The sequence below is a fragment of the Brevundimonas terrae genome (assembly GCF_011761985.1).
GTDB lineage: Bacteria > Pseudomonadota > Alphaproteobacteria > Caulobacterales > Caulobacteraceae > Brevundimonas > Brevundimonas terrae.
Genome location: NZ_JAASQT010000002.1, coordinates 294,232 through 312,549, shown reverse-complemented (window position 1 = coordinate 312,549; position 18,318 = coordinate 294,232). Strand labels below are relative to the sequence as shown.

Genomic DNA, 18,318 nt, shown 5'->3' with positions numbered 1-18,318 from the left:
TTTCCGGTAAGTCCCCGTGAGTAATAGTAAATTCGAGTGTTCTGCGGCCATACCACGACCGCAGAACATTGCTCGATATTAGGCTTTCCTTCACCACAACGCTTAAATTGGCTTTAGCGGGAGGCCCCTATGGTGAGTGTCAGTGGTGATGGTGGTGAAAGAGGCATTAGCCCATGCTGCAAGAGCGACGCCTAAATAATAACGGCGAACAATATGTGGTCGGCCCAACGGGTACGCCCTTGACGCTGCGCGATCTTCCGCCCGTGGATACGAACCGCTGGGTGATCCGTCGCAAGGCCGAAGTGGTAGCTGCTGTGCGTGGTGGACTTATCAGTCTGGAAGATGCGCTAACGCGCTATCGCCTGACCGCAGAAGAGTTTGCGGCCTGGCAACAGGCGATTGAAAAATGGGGTATGCAGGGTCTTCGGACCACGCGTATCCAGAGCTATCGCGACTGACTTCACGTCTGTCGCACATGATAAGGGCCGCGACCGAGGGGGAGCGGCCCTTCTTCATATCCGGCTTCGTATTTGGCTTCATTGTTGGCATTTTTGACAACTGTGGCCCCTATGGCCTCGAAATCGCGCCGCTTAGCCCCTAAATGGCGGCTATGACTATGACCGATGACCTGACCTGCCCTATTCCCGATATCGCCCCCATGTCGTCCGCCGACATGGAAGCCGCGATCGAGAGCGTGCGACAGGCCGTCGGCCTGCCGCTGGGTGCCCGCATTGTTGCCGCCATGTCGGGCGGTGTGGATTCCACTGTCGTTGCCGCCCTGCTGCACAAGGCAGGCTATGATGTGGTGGGCGTCACCCTGCAACTTTACGACCATGGCGAGGCCCTGAAGAAAAAGGGTGCCTGCTGTGCCGGTCAGGACATCCACGATGCCCGTCTGGCTGCCGATACGATTGGCATCCCGCACTATGTGCTGGATTACGAGAACCGCTTCAAAGACGCCGTGATCGACCAGTTCGCTGACTCCTATCTCAAGGGTCAGACGCCGGTTCCCTGCATCCGCTGCAACCAGACCGTCAAGTTCCGAGACCTGCTGGACGTGGCCCGCGATCTGGGTGCCGAGGCCATGGCCACCGGCCACTATGTGCGCCGCGCCATTGCCGGTAACCGCGCCCAGATGCGTAAAGCCATCGACCATTCGCGCGACCAGTCCTATTTCCTGTTTGCGACCACGCAGGACCAGCTGGACTATCTGCGCTTCCCGCTGGCCGATCTGGAAAAACCGCAGGTGCGCGGCGTCGCCGCCAGCCTTGGCCTTCGCATCGCCGCCAAGCCGGACAGTCAGGACATCTGTTTCGTGCCTTCCGGTGACTATCGCACCCTGATCGACCGTCTGCGCCCGCAAGGCCGCGAGGCGGGCGAGATCGTGCATATGGACGGCCGCGTTCTGGGCAAGCACTCCGGCATTACCGACTACACCATCGGCCAGCGTCGCGGCCTGAATGTCGCGGTGGGCGAGCCTCTGTTCGTCACCAAGCTGAACCCCGAACTGCGTCAGGTCATTGTCGGCCCGCGCGAAGCCCTGTTGACCGCCAGCCTCGTGCTGGAAGAAACCAACTGGCTGGGCCAGCAGGCCACGATCGAGGAAGCTGCCCGCGACGGTGCCGAGGTACTGGCCCGCGTGCGCTCGACCCGCCAGCCCTCCCCTGCCCGTCTGGCACTGGCAGACGACGGCATAGTGAAGGTGGTGTTTGCCGAGGGCGAAGAAGGCGTCGCCCCGGGACAGGCCTGCGTCCTCTATGATCCTGCCGATGACGAGCGGGTTCTGGGCGGTGGCTTTATCCAGTCCACACAGGCCGTTCTCTAGGGCACAAAATCAAAGCCCCCAAATCAAAGGGCCACGGTATCGCTACCGTGGCCCTTTTTCTTGCCTCAACCCGTTGCCAGATGCGGCCCATGTTCGTGCAGGACCGTCCGGTTACGGCCATCCCGCTTGGCGCGATACAGGGCCGCATCGGCATGTTGCAGCAGCTCCGCGCCATTACGGTCCATGCTCGGCTCCCACTGGCTGATACCGAACGACATGGTGATGGAGCCCAACAGGTCATTGCGAAGGCGTGGCGACAGGCGCGAGACGGACTCGCGAACATCCTCGACACGACGCAGCAAGTCTTCCTTGGTGGTGCCCGGCGCAATAATGGTGAATTCCTCGCCCCCGAAACGGCAGACAATGTCGCCATCGCGGAAACGCTCCCCAAGCTCGCTGGCCACCAGCGACAGCACCGCATCACCGGCATCATGGCCATATTCGTCATTGAAGCGTTTGAAGTGGTCCACGTCGCACATCACAACGCATAGCGGCACTTCGGAACGGCTGGCACGGGCCACCTCCAGTGTCAGCGCCTCTTCCATATAGCGACGGTTGAACAGCCCCGTCAGCGGATCGCGGATCGTCTGTTCTTTAAGGTCGCGTTGCAGGCGGCGGTTGGTCATGGCCGAGGCAATATTCTCGACCAGCACATTCATACGGAAACGTGCCTCGTCATCCAGAATGCCGTCCAGATACAGCACACCGATGACCTCGCCCGAGGCCAGCAGAGGCTCGCAGTGATAGGCCTCTATATCGCCGCACACATGCTCGCAGACCACATCCTTGCCCTTGCCGCTGACATAGTGATCCTGACCGCGTCGCAACGCCCAGCACTGGTCCGGCGGGAAGCCTTGTCCAACATCGCGCGGATCGCCCCAGACCGACATCGGCACCAGAAGATTGCGTGAATTATTATAGGCATACAGCACACCCGGCAGACCGGGCATGACGCGCGGCACGAAGATGCTGATGACCTCGGCCAGTTCGGCATCGGTGCGCGTGGCCTGCATGCGGTGCGACATGGCCCCCAGCAGTTCGATAACCTCACCGCGTTCCTTCAGGGTCTGGCTGCTGGACAAAAGCTCATCGTGGACACGACGCAGTTCGCCCTTGCTGCGCTCCTGCGCCGCAACCGTCATTTCCAGCTTTTCGGCCATGGCATTATAGCCGTGGGCCAGACGGTCAAACTCTCGCGATCCCATCTGTTCGGGCACGCGGGCATCCAGTTCGCCTTGGCCAAAGCGGCTCATCGCCCCGTTCAGCATACGGGTCGGATAGCGAATGCCACGGATCACCATGGCCGACAGCAACAGCGTAATCAGCGCGATCAAAGGCCCGCCAAACAGAGCCAGACCGCGCCCCCAGGCCAGACGGCGTTCCGCCGCCATAATGCGCCTGTCGCGCAGTTGTTCTTCCTCGTTGAGGAAATCCTGCGCCAGCAGAACCAGCGCATTCATGGTTTCGTGGCCACGTCCCTCGGTCACCATCGCCCGCGCTTCGCTGAACGCATTTTGCCGCGCCATCTGAAGCGGCGTATGCATCAGCTCGATCCGCTCTTCCAGCAGAGTGCCGAACTCGCGCATCCGGTTGCTCTGCGCCGGATTATCCTTGGTCAGCTCGTAAAGCTTGGCATAGGACTGGCGGGCATCTTCGATACGGCGATCAAACGACTGTGCGAAGCCGGGGTTCTGGGTCAGCACATAGCCGCGCTGGCCGGATTCCGCATCGCGCAAACCGGCCATTGTCTCTTCCATAGCCTGAATAAGCTGGCTGGAATGCATCACCCACTGGAAGCTCTCGCGGCTTTGGCGCGAGGCATCGACAATCGCCAGGATCAAGGCAAACAGGGCAATCGCGACCATAATACCCACGGCAGCGATACGCGACGTCAGAGACTTAAACATGGATTACATCATAGCCCCAGACTTTTGACGCATCCTAAACGTATCGCGCGCCCTAAGCCCTAAACCCTCAGCAAACCTATCAGTTTCCACAGAAGAACTGATGCGGGCGAACACGGCCTGTTTGATACGGCTACCTGCTGTTTTGCGGACAGGGGATCGAAAATGCGCCACGAACCATCGACAGAGGCAACACGCGCACGCCAAAACGCCGAAGCTGTCTCGCCCGCCCGTCGTCATCTGTTACTGGGTGCCGGTGCCACAACCGCTGCGATCGTCACCATGACCAAGCCCGTCCATGCAGAAGCCGCCACGACGACAGTCCCGACATCGACGGCCTATGCCGCGCACGTTCCGCCGCCATCCGTCGGCCAGTCACCGTGGGGCGATGTGCTGAACGAGGTGATTACTGCGCCTGTTTCCTTGCGCCCGAACGAGCAAACTCTGCCGGTTAGTCCGCAGCCCTTCACGCGCATCAGCAGCTATCACGCCCACATCTATTTCGACGAAGACAACCACCACAAGGCCGCCTTACTGCGCCAGTGGGTGCTCGAGCGTTTCCCTGTCGAACTGGGCAACTGGAACCTCGAACCGCGCGGCCCGCATGTGACGCCGTCATTCTATTTCGGCTTCACCAATGATTTGTTGGCCGTCATCATCCCGTGGTTGCAGTTAAACAGCCTCGGCCTGACCATCCTGCTGCATCCTAATACGGATGATCCCCGCGCCGACCATCTGGACTATGCCATGTGGATCAACCGGTCACAGCCGGTAAATGCCTATCGCATGGCCAGCCATGTCGAGCCGCATGAAGTCGAGAAAATCCTGCCCAATACCCACCCGACCATCGTGCCGGAACGGGGCTAATCAACCACCGACCGGAATGCAGAATAGGCGTTTCAGATCAAAGTTGATCACGTGGAAAATATTTCACACTGGGAGCGCTAACTACTGGGGAACTGAGCGGCACCGGCGGACGGGTACATTCGTCTGTAGCATCCCCAAACGGCTCATGCGTCCATTCCCAATGTCGCGTGATATGACCTCCCGTAAAGAACTCCAGCAGCGCCACACCCTCTCGATCATCCGCCCACAACCGCGCGCCGATCACAACTTTCTCGGCCGAAATCACAAACCAACCGAATAATCTTGTAACATTGCAAGAAGCGACAAAAGGCTCCGTTGATTGCAGCGTGACAACCAGTCCCGTGCCAGAATTGTAGCGTTCAACAACCTCGCTTGAAGCAAGGTATCGAGCCAGTTCTACGGCATCGGATCCCGCCGCGACGAGCAGGTTTTGCAAAGCCGCAACCTCTAAAGGCGAAAAGCCATCGGCCTGACGAGGCTGGAAGTTTTGGTGAGAAAGCCACGATCTATAAACGCGAATGGCAGTCTTCGCCTCCGAAAGGCCAAAGACCAACATTCCCAGAACGTATAATCCTATTACCCACACCGCGGCTCGGTTCCCCAGTCCGAAAAGACTGGCAAAACAACTCGCTACGATAATGAAAAAGGTACTGCCAATCAGCAGTTTGCGTCGGCGCGCTTTTCTGGCGCGGCGTTGTGAAACCTCGTTGATCATCCCCGCCTGCCCCGATTAACCCTGCGTACTAAGCCACTTCGTCCTCGGCCATCATATCGCCGACGGTGGGGCGGTCGGCGGTATAGATGACCTGAACCTCGCGAGGACGGACCATCTCGTTGCAGCAGCCACACGCGATGCGCGGTTGCAGAATATTGTCGCAAGTCTTGTGACGCAGGACCACGCCCGATTGCTGGTCGTGATAGACATGCTTTTCACCCCATGCGTGCAGGGTGACCAGAATGCCGTACAGATCCTTGCCCTTGGCCGTCAGCACATATTCGTTGCGCGGCGGACGTTCGGAATACAGGCGCGGCTCCAGCACACCGTGATGCACCAGAGATTTCAGGCGCGCCGCCAGAACATTGCGGGCCACGCCAAGATGTTCCTGCCATTGCTCGAAACGCGTCACACCGTTGAAGGCGTCGCGGATCACAAGCATGGTCCAAGGATCACCGATGACTTCGAGAGCACCGGCGACAGAACAGCTTTGGCGTGAATAGTCGGCTGTGCGTCCCATGCCTATAGAGTGACCCCGCGTCAGGATTTTTACAAGGGTTGCGATTTTAAATGCACCGAGTAAGTTTCTAATTAAAACCCAACTACCATCAGATCGACCTCCCCATGGCAGACCCCCACCCGACTTCATCGCTCGAACTGCTGGAACAGGCGTTCGCGCTGACACCCGTCGAAGGCGGCCTGTCCAGCCTGATGCGCGAAGAGTTTTCCAACGCCCCGCAACAGTTGCCGCCGGAAAAAGGCTTTCCGTTCGGGGGCTTGCTGGCCGCCCTGTGTGCCAAGGCCATGCGACAGGGGCTGGATATCGATGCGCCGCTGCAAACCCTGTCGGTGCAGTATCTGGCGGCGGCAAACTATGGCCAGCCGCTGTTGTTCACCCCGCAAATGCTGCGAAAAGGCCGCCAGATCACCTATGCCGCCGTTCAGGCCGCACAGGGCGAGCGCCTGACCCACAATGCCAGTGGCACATTTGGTCGCAACACCCCGGATGCCGCCGCCCTCTATGATCGCGCTGTGCCGCCCCCCGCGCTCGATAGTCTTCCTGTCGGTGCCGGTATGGAGGGACCATTTGCACCCCGCTTTGCCCAACATGCCGAATACCGTTTTGACGGTGGCCCGAACATTTTTGGCGGCAACAAGGACGGCAAACGCGTCGAGCGTTGCTGGATCAGGATGCGCGACGGCCAGCCGCTGGATGAAATCCGCCTCTGCTATTTGCTGGATGCACTGTATCCGCCGTCATGGACGGGCTTCGAGGCACCGCCGATCATGACCACAGTTGATCTGCGCTATGATTTCCTGACGCCGCCAACGCCCGAGAATGCGCCCGATGGCTGGGCCTATTTCGAATACAGCCTGATCCAGCACTCCGATGGCTGGGCGGTCGATGACGCCATCGCATGGGGCGCGGACGGCAGTGTGCTGGCCACATCGCGCCAGCGACGCAAAGTCCTTGGCCACGCCTAAGCTAATCGAGAACAGTTTACCCGCATATCTCTTGCTTCGGGGGCATCGCGCCCCCTAATCAGGCGCACTCTAGTGATTTGCCGCCAAAGGCTGAAACCATGACTACCCCTGCTGATCCCGTCGTCATCTGCTCCTATGCCCGCACGCCGATGGGCGGGTTTCAGGGCGCTCTGTCCAGCGTAAAGTCCACCGTACTGGGCAGCACTGCTGTTAAGGCCGCGGTCGAGCGCGCGGGCGTGGCCCCTGAAAAAATCGACCAGATTTTCATGGGCTGTGTCCTGCCTGCCGGTCTGGGTCAGGCTCCGGCCCGTCAGGCGGCACTGGGTGCCGGTCTGCCGCTGGGCGTCGAGGCCACCACGCTGAACAAGATGTGCGGTTCGGGCCTGCAAGCCGCCGCCATGGCCCATGATGCCCTTCTGGCCGGTACCGCAGACGTCATCGTCGCCGGTGGCATGGAATCCATGAGCGGCGCGCCGTACCTGATGAACAAGCACCGTGGCGGTGCGCGTATCGGCCATGACACCATTATCGACTCGATGATGATGGACGGCCTCGAAGACGCCTATGAAGGCAAAGCCATGGGCGTGTTTGCCGAAGGCTCGGCCGAGACCTACGGCTTCTCGCGCGAAGACATGGACGCCTATGCCATCGAAAGCCTGAACCGCGCCAAGGCAGCCATTGCCTCGGGTGCGTTCCAGAAGGAAATCGTCCCCGTCGAGATCGAAACCCGCAAAGGCGTGGTGACCGTTTCCGAAGACGAGCAACCCGGCAAGGCTGATCCGGCCAAGATCCCGACCCTGCGTCCCGCCTTCATCAAGGATGGCCGCATCACGGCCGCCAATGCCTCGTCGATCTCGGACGGTGCCGCCGCTCTGGTCATGGCGCGTGAAAGCACGGCCAAGGCACTGGGCCTGAACATCGTCGCCCGCGTCGTCGCCCATTCGGGCCACGCGCACGAGCCGGGCCTGTTCACCACCGCGCCGGTTCCGGCCATGCAAAAGACCCTGCAAAAAGCGGGCTGGAGCGTGGATGATGTGGACCTGTGGGAGGTCAATGAAGCCTTCGCCGTCGTCGCCATGATCGCCCAGAAAGAAATGGGCATCGACCGTGCCAAGCTGAACGTCAATGGCGGCGCAACCGCTCTGGGTCACCCGATCGGTGCCTCGGGTGCCCGCATCATGGCCACCCTGCTTGCGGCACTCGAAAGCCGTGGCCTGAAGCGCGGCGTTGCATCCCTGTGCATCGGTGGCGGCGAAGCCATCTCCATGGCAGTGGAACTTACTTAATAAATAAGCGTTACCGAGGGCAGATCTTCACCTGAAAGGCATTTCATGCGATTTTTTGCCCTCGCTACCGTTGCAGCGCTAGCACTTTCTGCCTGCGCAACCCCGTCGGTTGAGGCTCAATCGACCCCTACTGTGCAGGACGCGATGAAAGCTTATCCCGAAGCAACCGCCGGCCAGAAGCGCCATGTCCTGAACCTGCCGGCCCTCGATAACGAAGATGCGGTCAAGGTTGAGCTGATCATTGGTCAGACCAAGACCATCGACTGCAACCGTCAGATGCTCGGCGGCCAGCTTGAAGAGCGCACAGCCGAAGGCTGGGGCTATAACTACTATGTCCTGCCACAGATCAGCGCCGGTGCCTCGACCATGATGGCCTGCCCCGCAGGTTCCGAGCGCGAGGCGTTCGTAACCCTGCCGCAGCAAACCCTGGTGCGTTACAACTCGCGCCTGCCGGTTGTGGTCTACACGCCTGAAAACGTCGAGGTTCGCTATCGCTTGTGGCGTGCGGGCGAGGTTCTCGAACTGAACTGAGACACCGAGCCTTCGATAACCCGAAGGTGAGGACGTTCAACAGGGCGCAGGGGTTCATCCTCTGCGCCCTTTCTCATGAGGCGTGACAGTTGCGACATGCCGATGCCCAGAATAATCATCGCGACCTCCATCTTGCGAATGATTTGCAAGATCAGTCAGTCTTGATGATTCAGCAAGCCCTAATATCGATGACCTAACGGGGATCGACCGTCTGTCCGATCTGCTCGGCCAGATCACCGTCTGCACCGTCCATCGCCATGACCCAGACATGGATATCGGCGGGCTGGGCGTCCTCACGCCGGAACAGGTGCTCGACCGCACGACGGCGCATGCCTTCGGTCACGATGATGCTGGTACGGCCCGCAACCTCGGCCTGATCTCCGCCATAGATCGGATAGTCCGACTGCGGGCCGGTATAGATCATCAGCAGAGGCGTATCGCCGCGACGCACCGAATAGACCTTGGCCGTCGGACCGGCAGGACGCTCGACAATCTGTGCGCCCTTCAGATCAATACGGAATGGCAGGGCTGCAATCGCGGCGGCGTTCAGCGGACGCGGTGCCGATGCGGGGGCCGCAACTGGCGCTTGTGCAGGTGCCGCAGCAGGTGCGGGTGCAGGTGCCACCGGCGCTGGTCTCGCCCCGCTAGTGCTGGCCACAGGCGCAGACGCCGGACGTGTCTCCATGCGGGTCGCAGGGGTCAGCGCGGTCGCCGGAACCGATCGCGACGCAGGCGGCGCAACAGGTGCCGCAGCGGGCCGCTGTGCCTGTGCCGGAGCCGGTGCCCGTACCGGAGCCGGAGCGGTCACAGGTGCCGCTTGAGGTGGTCGCGAGTTCAGCGAACGTGTCAGTTCCTGCGCCGTTGGTGCAGAGGCATTTTGGGCCATCGCAGCCTGCCCCGCAGACAGAGCTATCACCGATACTGCCAGCGCAGAAAATGTCTTGGCCTTCGTCATAAGCTCACCATGGTTCCCGAAATATAGAGCCAAAACCTCAATAGGCCTCGGCCAGTTCCACCCAAAACGACGCGCCCTGCCCCTGAACGGAGACAACGCCCATCTGGCCGTTTTGCAACTCGGCCAGTCGTTTGGACAGGGCCAGCCCGATGCCATGCCCCTCGATGGATGTGCGCTCCAGCCCCAGACGGTTAAACGGCTCGAACAATTGCACCTGTTTTTCCGCTGTCAGACCCGGACCGCCATCCTCGACCGCCAGACGTATCTGCCCGTCCTCGCGGCGTGTGGCCGTGAAACGCACAAAGCCGCCCGTACGGCCGTATTTCACAGCGTTACTGCCCAGATTGACGATGATCTGCGCCAGTCTCTGGGAATCCGCCATCACCTTCAAACCCGGCTCTACCACCAGAATATCCAGCTTTAAGCCAGCCGCCTCGGGCATCATGGAAACGGTCTTGCTGGCATCGTGCAACACACCCGCCACATCGGTCGGGCGCATTTCGATACGCACAGCGCCAGACTCTGCCTGTGATACATCCAGCAGATCATGGGCCAGATTTTCAATCTGACGCCCCGTGCGGACCATCATCTGCGCCATGTCTTTTTGAGCGGGCGTCACCTCGCCCAGATGACCCGCCGCCCACATTTCGGCGATGCCGATAATGCCCCCGACGGGGCTTTTGATTTCGTGCGCGACATTGGCCAGCAGACGCGATTTGGCCGCAGAAGCGATCTCGGCCTTCTGGCGTCCGGCCCGCGCCCGTTCGGCCAGCGCATCACGTTCGTCCAGCAAGGCAGCAACAACCAGCACAGGCGAGTATCCGAACAGGATCAGCATCTGCGCCATACCCAGAGCCGCCGGAACCTGCATGGTATGATAGGGGCCGGTTCCTGCCATCGTGCCCTTGATGGCGATCACACTGACGACCAGCAAGCCAATCGCTGTGCCCAGCACACGCAACCGGACCGCCATGAGCAGCAATAGCGGCAAGATTGCAAAGCCCAGTGCCAGATACGAAAAATAGAACACCATCAACGATGCCACCACCAGCACAGCCAGCATGAACACCATCTCGGCCAACTGCCTGATGCGATAGCTTCTGCTGGTCTGCGCCCCGTCGAAGATCCCGCCCAGAGACAGCCCCGTTGCCAGCACCATCAACATGCCGACGCCATGGCCCAGCCACCACATCCGCACACCGCCGAAATAACCGTCAATGGCACCGTGGTTCAGAAACGCCCCGCATATCAGCGCCGAGGGCAAGCAGGCGGCCATACAGGTCACGAACAGCTTCACATTGCCCTTGACCGTATGCACATCCAGTTTTGGAAACACATATCGCAGCAGCGCCACCGCCAGCATGATTTCCAGCAGGTTCAGACCGACAAAAATGATGGCGCGATGCGGCGGGTTGCCGAGGATCAGCTCGCCCGCCATCAGGGCCATTGAGACCAGTGCCGCAAAGGCCACGCCATAGGTCAGGCCACGCCCGCCCTTGAACCAGGTCACGACGGCGACGCCGCTGGTAATCCACAGGGTCGAGATTATGCCGGGTCCCGCCGCCATAAAGCGGACCGAGACCACAACCAGTAGGCACAAGGCCCCGATAGTTCCGACCAGAGCAAATGGACGGCGGAAAAAGGTCATATTGGCAGGCGCACCGCGTCCCCGCAGTTGCGCCATAACAGCCCCCGGACCCGAGGCTTGCCTCTTTTCGTCCTTCTGGAGCGGCGTATCGGTCCAGGTTTGTCCGACTTCCATGACGTTCCTCGCGCTACATATGCGCCTAAGCCTATTTGCGCGCAGTTTTACCGCACGCTCTTTAATAGGGTCTGAAGCCGTCTAAAATCCCGGACCTAAATGCGCGCCTAATAGGCCGTATTCAGAGCATGCGAAAACGCACTTACCGCTGCGGCCTCGCCGTCGGGATGGTTCCAGACCGCACCGCTGACAGCCACAAAATCGGCCCCTGCGCGGGCAATATCTGCTGCCGTTTCAACCGTGATACCGCCAATGGCAACGCATGGCGTTTCCATCGTCTCCTGCCAGATGGTCAGGACATCGGTTTCAGCGCGGTGGGTGGTTTCCTTGGTGTCCGTCGGGAAGAAGGCCCCGAAGGCCACATAGTCGGCCCCCGCCTCAGCCGCTTCCATCGCCAGATGGCGGCTGTCGTGGCAGGTGGCACCGATCATGGCGTCTTCGCCCAGCATACGACGGGCATCGGCCACCGAGGCGTCATCCTGACCGACATGAACGCCGTCGCAACCCGTGGCCTTGGCCAGATCGGGGCGGTCGTTCAGCAAGACCGGCACGCCATGGGCGTGGCAGACAGGTTTCAGCTTGGCCACGGCGGCGCGGATCTGGTCATCCGATGCCGGTTTCAGGCGGATCTGGAAGGCGGCAACCTCACCGGCACCCAGAGCCTTGTCCAGACGCACAGCAAAAGCATCCAGATCATCAATCGACGCAGGCGTGATCAGATAAAGCTGACACACAGGGCGAGGCGGGACTTTGGGTTCACGGGCCATGCCCCCGCCCTGCCCGCATAAGCAGGGCGCGTCAATGTCTTTGGCAGTCTCCCTTGCCCATACGTCTCCGCAACTGGAATGCGAATGAGTTGCATAACTCTCGATTCATGCTACAGAGAACCATTCTCATTAACGAGCAGGGGCAGCAGCCTTGTACGTTTGTAACTGTAACGGCATCCGCAGCCGCGACGTCCACTTCGCCATCGAGGCCGGTGCCAAGCGTCCGAAAGACATTTTCGCCTCGCAGGGCTGTCAGGCCCAGTGCGCGAAATGCGTCTGCGAAATGCGCCAGATGATTCAGGAATCGCAAGACTCTTTCGCGATTGCCGCCGAGTAATCGCCACCTGCTTCTGAGAGTGAAAAACGCTCGCATTATCAATGCAGTGAAAGTAACTCGCAAATAAACATAACGCCCAAAGCCGTGTTATTCTCCGTTCCACGAGATAGCGGCCCCTCTCCGCTGTCAGCTACGGAGAAGAATGCCATGAAGGGCGATCCTGCGATCATTCGCACCCTGAACAAGGTGCTGACAAACGAACTGACAGCCGTGAACCAATACTTCCTTCACGCGCGCATGTTCGAAAGCTGGGGTCTGACCCACCTTGGCGACATCATCTACAAAGAATCCATCGGCGAGATGAAACACGCCGATCTGCTGATCAAGCGCGTCCTGTTCCTCGACGGCCTGCCCAACCTGCAAGACCTGCACAAGCTCAAGGTGGGCGAAGACCCCATCGAATGCCTGCAAGCAGACCTGCAATTGGAAATGGACAGCCGACTGGCCACCCGCGACGCTCTGACCGAATGTGAACAGGCCCGCGACTATGTCAGCCGCGACATGCTGCTGACCATCCTGTCGGACACCGAGAACCACATCGACTTCCTCGAAAACCAGCTCAACCTCGTCGAGCTGATGGGCAAGCAGAACTATCTGCAATCGGCCATGAAAGAGATCGTCGGCGAAGGCCACTGATCCTTCGGGTCAAACCGGAACATGCAAAGGCGGCGGGGAACATCTCCGCCGCCTTTTCATTTGCCTGTAGTGACCACAGTCGGGGGAAAGCACATGGCCCATATGGACGACCTGATCGACACCGCACGCGACAAGGCGGGCGACTTCCTCAATGCCGACAATCGGGACTGGAAGCATGTGGCCCTCGGCGCTGTGCTGGTGGTCGGATTTGCAGCCTCCGTCACCATACTGGCCAAGGAAGCCGCCCCCGACCCGTCTTCGCGCGCCCTGTTCCGACGCGTCAAGAAAGAGGTCAGGGCCGGAAACCTGCTGCTGCCTGCTGTGTTCTCCGCCAATACCTTGTCGGCGCTGCGGGTCTGGAACGCCCCTGCCCGTCACGGAAAGACCACCGCCATGGGGCTATGGGCACTGGCCCAGACCGCCAATGCGTGGTGGTTGGCTGCCCGTCCGCAAAACCGCTGGAGCCAGATCGGTGCCGCCATGGCCTCGGCCGGACTGGCCGCCGCCTTTGCCTATGAAGCCCGCCGCCTCAAGGTGGATGCGGCTGTCGATCCGGCATCGCAGGCCAATAGTCTGATCAAACAGCCATAGAAATAGCCGCCGACATTGCCATTTGCCCTTATCTATTCTAGGTCTCGCGGCGATTTGGAGCGCCCCAAACGGGCGGCGCCCACCTGCCCATAAACGAGCCCGAACGGTTCCCTATGAAAATCAACGCCAATACCATCAAGCCCGGTATGGTCCTGCAGCACAATGGTGGTCTGTGGGTCGTAACCAAGGCCAGCCACGTCAAGCCCGGCAAGGGCGGCGCCTTTGCCAACGTCGAGGCCAAAAACCTCGAAACCGGCAACAAGCTGGCCGAACGCTTCCGCTCGGAAGACAAGGTCGAGCGCGTCACGCTGGAACAGCGTGACTACTCCTACCTGTTCGACAATGGCGACACCCTCGTCTTCATGGACGACGAGTCCTACGAACAGATCGAACTGTCCAAGGCATGGGTTGGTGAAGACCGCATCGCCTACCTTCAGGAAGGCATGAAGGTCATCATCGAGTCGCACGAAGAGCGTCCGATCGGTCTGGAACTGCCGGACCACGTCGTTCTGGAAGTTGTCGAAACCGAGCCGACCGTTAAGGGCCAGACCGCTTCGTCGTCCTACAAGCCGGCAACGGCCTCGAACGGCGTGCGCGTCATGATCCCGCCGTTCATGTCGGCCGGTGAAAAAATCATCGTCGATACCTCGACGGGTGAATACGTCCGTCGCGCGGACTAAAAAACGCCGTCTTCCCCCTGCAATGGGGCAAGACTACTCTTACAGGGGTGCGGATGGTCCGCACCCCTTTTGACTTCTCCGTCCATCCGGGGCCTCGCTCTTCACATACAGGATGCACGGACCAGGAGATCGACCAATGGCTCTAAGTTCCGCACTTCTTCAGGTCATGATGGACGCCGTCCGCAAGACCGCTCGCCCGATGCTTCGTGACTTCGGTGAAGTCGCCCACCTACAGGTATCGCGCAAGGGCCCCGGCGATTTCGTCACGGCTGCCGACATCAAGGCAGAAGACACCCTCTTCGAACTGCTGATGAAGGCCCGTCCGGGTTACAGCTTCCTCGGCGAAGAGCGCGGTCTGATCGAAGGCACCGACAAGACCCACATGTGGATTGTCGATCCGATCGACGGCACCACCAACTTCATGCACGCCATGCCGCATTTTGCGATCACGGTTGGCCTGCAACGCACCCACCCCGACGGTACCGCCGAAATCGTCGCCGCCGTGACCTATAATCCGGTCATGAACGAGATGTTCTGGGCCGAAAAGGGCAAGGGCTGCTATCTGAACGACAGCCGCATCCGTCTGGCGGGTCGCAAGGAACTGGCGGACTCGCTGGTCTCCACCGGCCTGCCCTTCATCGGCAAGACCGGCCATGCCCAAGCCATCAAGGACATCCACGCCGTAGGCCAGCGCGTTGCCGGCATCCGTCGTCTGGGTGCGGCCTCGCTGGACTTCGCATGGGTGGCCGCCGGCCGCTATGACGCCTTCTTCGAGCGCGGCCTGCAACGCTGGGATGTCGCTGCCGGTATCCTGCTGGTGACCGAGGCCGGTGGCCTTGTGACCACTATCGAACAGGATGGAGATCCCAAGCTGGGCAAGACGATTGTCGCGGGCAACCCCGACATTCAAGCCAAGCTGCGCAAGGTGCTACAAGGCGCCTGATCCAGCCGCAAAGCTGAAAAATAAAGGGCGCATCCTGTTACAAGGATGCGCCCTTTTTCTATTCAAGCTGCTCGCGCCGCCTAGGGCTGGAACACCTCGAAGGTCACGCCCTGAAACTCCGGCAGAGCTTCAAGTTGCGGCCGTACAGTCGCCAGATCACCCACGACAATGACCGTCATCTTGTTCAGGTCGATCCTTTGGGCCGCCTGCTGGATATCGGCGGGTGTTACCGACATTACCCACGGGATGTAGCGATCATAATAGTCGCGCGACAGGTTACGATCATCCAGTGTGATGATGTTGTTCACTACGCCGTTGGTCGTCGACATGCCCATAACAAAGCCACCAGTGCTCATATTCTGGGTGCCGGTGGTTTCCTCTACGGTCGGCGCTTCATTTTGCAGGCGATGGATCTCGTGGAAGATTTCCTTGAGGGAGTCTCCCGTATGGGCCGCCGTTACATCGGCATTCTGGCTCCAGTGCGTGGTGTTCACATCCAGCACGTTGAGGGCGCTATAGGGCGAATAGGTATAGCCCTTGTCCTCGCGGATATTGGTGGTGATCCGCGAGTTGAATGAACCACCCAGCAGGGAATCCATCACCTCGGCACGGATATAGTCCTGACCGCCGATCTTGGGCGCATCGGCCACCAACATCAGCGTGGACTGTACGGCACCGGGGCGGTCCACCAGAACCACACGGCGCGCCACAGCCGGAGCCACAGGCACATTGGCCACATCGTTATTGATGCGCCAGCCACCAAACTGCTGTTCGATAGCCGCCTTCACCGCTGTGGTATCAAACTGTCCACCGACATAGATATGTGCGCCGTTGGGGCCAAAACTGCGGGCGTGGAAGGCCTTGGCCTGATCCAGCGTATAGGCCTGCATCTGGGCTTCGGTCGGCACATAGGCTGCGTACGGGTGGCCCGCAAAAACCGTGCGGTGATAGGCATTGAAGGCCTGCCCGCTCGGCGTGCTCAGTTTGATGGCAATGTTGCGCACAAAGCCCTGCTTGGTGCGATCCAGTGCATCGGCAGGAAAGGTCGGGCGCTGCATCAGATCGGCAATCAGCGCCACCGCATCAGGGGCCCGCTCGCCAAGCACATTGGTCGAGAACACGGTACGCGAAGATCCAACCGAGGTGCCAAGCCCGCCACCCATGTCGGCAAAGGCTTGCGATATCTCGCTGCCGCTACGGTTGCCCGCGCCCTCGCGCATCAGCGCCACAGTCAGGTCCGACAACCATGTGTCCTGACCCTCGGAGGCATTTCCGGTTGGAACACGCACAGCCACAACGGCCTTGGGCACCACCGCATAGGGCACCAGAGTGACCTTGATGCCGTTCGGCAGTTGATAATCCTCGGTTTGCGGCACCGAGACGGGCTTGGGCGCACCGATAGGTGGTTGCGGCACAACCTGTGCCGATGCAGGCACGGCGCCCAGTGTCATCGCCACTGCGACACCAAGCACCGCAGCAGACATAGAAAGACGACGGATCATTGCTGGGCCTCCGATGCCGCTTGGGCTGCGCCCGGTTGCAGAATGACAATGGTGCGGTTGCCGTCGCGCAGATACTCGCGGGCCGTCGCGCGGATCAGTTCCGGCGTCACAGCGGCAAAGCCCGCCTCGACATCATTGAACTTAGCGGGGTTGTCATCGAACAGGGCATAGGCCGACAGGATTTCGGCCAGACCAAAGCGCGATGCACTGTCGATCGTGCCATATAGCGAAGAGCGGATCTTGGTCTTGGCGCGTTGCAGTTCCTGATCGGAGACCAGATTGTTCTGCAGGTCACCCACCACCGCATCCACCGCCGCCGTAATCTGGGCTTCGGTCTTGTCGGCATCGTGGGTCAGATCGACCACCATCTCCATCGGGCCATTATAGGTATACTGACTGCCCAACAGGTTGATGCCGCCACCGATACCCGACGTGATGGATTCCTGACGCACCAGCTTGTCGTAAAGACGGCTGTCCGTTCCTTGAATCAGCATCTGGTTGATCAGGCCCATGGCGTACCATTCTTGCGAATGGCGCGGCGGCATGTGCCAGCCCGCAGCCCATGCCGGTTTGGGGGCCAGCGGATCATTATGGATCACACGGCGCGGTTCGGTCTGGCGCGGCTCTGAGATGTCGGGCATCTGCACAGGTGCACTGGCCGGAATGGCTCCGAAATACTGCTCGATCCAGCGACGGGTCTGGGCCTCGTCAAAGTCGCCACCGATGAACAGCACCGAGTTATTCGGTCCATAGAAGCGTTCGTGGAACGCCTTGGCATCATCGACCGTAGCCGCTTCCAGATCATCCAGCGCGCCATAGAAATTATGGGCATTGTGCCAGTTGGTATTGGCCGCCTGAGGCATGACCAGCCATGGCCAGCCGCCATAGGGCTGGTTGATGACATTGACCTTGACCTCGTTGGCCACGACGTCCTGCTGATTTTTCAGCACTTCGGCATTGATGACCGGACGCGCCATACGGTCGGCCTCGCCCCAGATCATCGCTTCCAGAGCGCCCGACGGCACCACCTGATAATAGTTGGTGTAGTCAAAACGCGTCGAGCCGTTCATCGCCCCGCCCGCATTGCTGACCAGATTGATGAAATGCCCCTTGGGTGCGTTTTCCGATCCCTGGAACAACAGGTGCTCGAACAGGTGGGCAAAGCCGGTACGGTCGCGCGGCTCGACGCGGAAGCCGATGCCGTAATGCACCGCCACCGTCACCGTCGGCACGCGGCTGTCTTTCAACAGCACCACACGCAGCCCGTTCGGCAGGTTGTAATAGACCGGATCAACGCGGAACTGCTGGCTTGGAGCCGCAGGGGCCGACGGTGCTGCTGGCGCAGCCCCCGCAGCCATCGGAACGGCAGCCAGCACAAGTGCCAGCGCAGCGCCCCTCAACATTCGATGTTTCACTTTCCCTCCAAGGTCGTGACGACACAATCGTCCCCATAAATGCCTGAAGTTCCCCAACCCACAAAATGTAGATTTTGTAAGTTATTGCGGCATCCCGTTTACAAGGTATCGCAAACA

General features: G+C 60.2%; 19 protein-coding genes. 11 read left to right on the top strand and 8 right to left on the bottom strand.

The genetic code is table 11. The features are described from left to right. The first annotated feature begins 173 nt into the window (after positions 1-173). Positions 174-458 carry a CtrA inhibitor SciP gene (gene sciP / locus FHS64_RS06125; RefSeq protein WP_167176854.1) on the top strand — a complete coding sequence of 95 codons (285 nt, stop codon included), beginning with the start codon at positions 174-176 and terminating at the stop codon, positions 456-458. Between the two features lie 143 nt (positions 459-601). Next, a complete protein-coding gene (mnmA, locus tag FHS64_RS06120; protein WP_167176852.1) occupies positions 602-1,825 on the top strand; it encodes a tRNA 2-thiouridine(34) synthase MnmA in 1,224 nt (407 codons plus the stop codon). A 65-nt stretch (positions 1,826-1,890) separates the two neighbouring features. Here the strand turns inward: mnmA and FHS64_RS06115 are convergent, their stop codons facing one another. Continuing rightward, on the bottom strand, positions 1,891-3,732 hold the full coding sequence (locus tag FHS64_RS06115; RefSeq protein ID WP_167176850.1) for a diguanylate cyclase: 1,842 nt from the start codon (positions 3,730-3,732) through the stop codon (positions 1,891-1,893). A 162-nt stretch (positions 3,733-3,894) separates the two neighbouring features. Here FHS64_RS06115 and FHS64_RS06110 point away from each other — a divergent pair, with 162 nt between their 5' ends. After that, positions 3,895-4,596: a DOPA 4,5-dioxygenase family protein gene (locus FHS64_RS06110; protein WP_167176848.1), complete on the top strand. Its 702-nt coding sequence runs from the start codon at positions 3,895-3,897 to the stop codon at positions 4,594-4,596. 37 nt (positions 4,597-4,633) lie between these two features. Here the strand turns inward: FHS64_RS06110 and FHS64_RS06105 are convergent, their stop codons facing one another. Together FHS64_RS06105 and FHS64_RS06100 are read right to left on the bottom strand one after the other, a co-directional pair. Then, complete coding sequence (locus tag FHS64_RS06105) at positions 4,634-5,311, bottom strand: hypothetical protein (RefSeq protein WP_167176846.1); 678 nt, start codon at positions 5,309-5,311, stop codon at positions 4,634-4,636. A 28-nt stretch (positions 5,312-5,339) separates the two neighbouring features. Continuing rightward, complete coding sequence (locus tag FHS64_RS06100) at positions 5,340-5,831, bottom strand: winged helix-turn-helix transcriptional regulator (protein WP_167176844.1); 492 nt, start codon at positions 5,829-5,831, stop codon at positions 5,340-5,342. A gap of 104 nt (positions 5,832-5,935) precedes the next feature. Between FHS64_RS06100 and FHS64_RS06095 the strand changes: the two genes are divergently transcribed. The 3 genes from FHS64_RS06095 (at position 5,936) to eco (ending at position 8,613) form a co-directional block, all read left to right on the top strand. Continuing rightward, a complete protein-coding gene (locus FHS64_RS06095) occupies positions 5,936-6,796 on the top strand; it encodes a thioesterase family protein (protein WP_167176842.1) in 861 nt (286 codons plus the stop codon). A gap of 98 nt (positions 6,797-6,894) precedes the next feature. Then, positions 6,895-8,082 carry a thiolase family protein gene (locus FHS64_RS06090; protein WP_167176840.1) on the top strand — a complete coding sequence of 396 codons (1,188 nt, stop codon included), beginning with the start codon at positions 6,895-6,897 and terminating at the stop codon, positions 8,080-8,082. Positions 8,083-8,127: 45 nt separating this feature from the next. Next, positions 8,128-8,613 carry a serine protease inhibitor ecotin gene (gene eco / locus FHS64_RS06085; RefSeq protein ID WP_167176838.1) on the top strand — a complete coding sequence of 162 codons (486 nt, stop codon included), beginning with the start codon at positions 8,128-8,130 and terminating at the stop codon, positions 8,611-8,613. 193 nt (positions 8,614-8,806) lie between these two features. Here the strand turns inward: eco and FHS64_RS06080 are convergent, their stop codons facing one another. From FHS64_RS06080 to thiE, 3 genes are all read right to left on the bottom strand, one after another. Continuing rightward, positions 8,807-9,568 carry a hypothetical protein gene (locus FHS64_RS06080; RefSeq protein WP_167176836.1) on the bottom strand — a complete coding sequence of 254 codons (762 nt, stop codon included), beginning with the start codon at positions 9,566-9,568 and terminating at the stop codon, positions 8,807-8,809. Between the two features lie 37 nt (positions 9,569-9,605). Next, positions 9,606-11,330, bottom strand: a complete 1,725-nt coding sequence (locus FHS64_RS06075; protein WP_167176834.1) for a sensor histidine kinase — start codon at positions 11,328-11,330, stop codon at positions 9,606-9,608. 107 nt (positions 11,331-11,437) lie between these two features. Next, positions 11,438-12,097 (bottom strand): thiamine phosphate synthase, encoded by a 660-nt coding sequence (gene thiE / locus FHS64_RS06070; protein WP_167176832.1) that lies wholly within the window; start codon positions 12,095-12,097, stop codon positions 11,438-11,440. Between the two features lie 151 nt (positions 12,098-12,248). Between thiE and FHS64_RS06065 the strand changes: the two genes are divergently transcribed. From FHS64_RS06065 to FHS64_RS06045, 5 genes are all read left to right on the top strand, one after another. Then, positions 12,249-12,434, top strand: a complete 186-nt coding sequence (locus FHS64_RS06065) for a (2Fe-2S)-binding protein (RefSeq protein ID WP_167176830.1) — start codon at positions 12,249-12,251, stop codon at positions 12,432-12,434. Positions 12,435-12,581: 147 nt separating this feature from the next. Beyond that, positions 12,582-13,070: a bacterioferritin gene (gene bfr / locus FHS64_RS06060; RefSeq protein WP_167176828.1), complete on the top strand. Its 489-nt coding sequence runs from the start codon at positions 12,582-12,584 to the stop codon at positions 13,068-13,070. 93 nt (positions 13,071-13,163) lie between these two features. Beyond that, complete coding sequence (locus tag FHS64_RS06055; protein ID WP_167176826.1) at positions 13,164-13,661, top strand: TspO protein; 498 nt, start codon at positions 13,164-13,166, stop codon at positions 13,659-13,661. Positions 13,662-13,774: 113 nt separating this feature from the next. Continuing rightward, complete coding sequence (efp, locus tag FHS64_RS06050; RefSeq protein WP_167176824.1) at positions 13,775-14,341, top strand: elongation factor P; 567 nt, start codon at positions 13,775-13,777, stop codon at positions 14,339-14,341. A gap of 136 nt (positions 14,342-14,477) precedes the next feature. Then, positions 14,478-15,284 carry an inositol monophosphatase family protein gene (locus tag FHS64_RS06045; protein WP_167176822.1) on the top strand — a complete coding sequence of 269 codons (807 nt, stop codon included), beginning with the start codon at positions 14,478-14,480 and terminating at the stop codon, positions 15,282-15,284. An 80-nt stretch (positions 15,285-15,364) separates the two neighbouring features. On the opposite strand, the gene FHS64_RS06040 is transcribed toward FHS64_RS06045, so the two are convergent. After that, positions 15,365-16,786 carry a M16 family metallopeptidase gene (locus FHS64_RS06040; RefSeq protein ID WP_167176820.1) on the bottom strand — a complete coding sequence of 474 codons (1,422 nt, stop codon included), beginning with the start codon at positions 16,784-16,786 and terminating at the stop codon, positions 15,365-15,367. Next, entirely contained in the window at positions 16,783-18,201 is a 1,419-nt protein-coding gene (locus tag FHS64_RS06035; protein ID WP_208380663.1) for an insulinase family protein, read from the bottom strand. The genes FHS64_RS06040 and FHS64_RS06035 overlap by 4 nt, the downstream gene beginning before the upstream one ends. Positions 18,202-18,318: the final 117 nt, after the last annotated feature.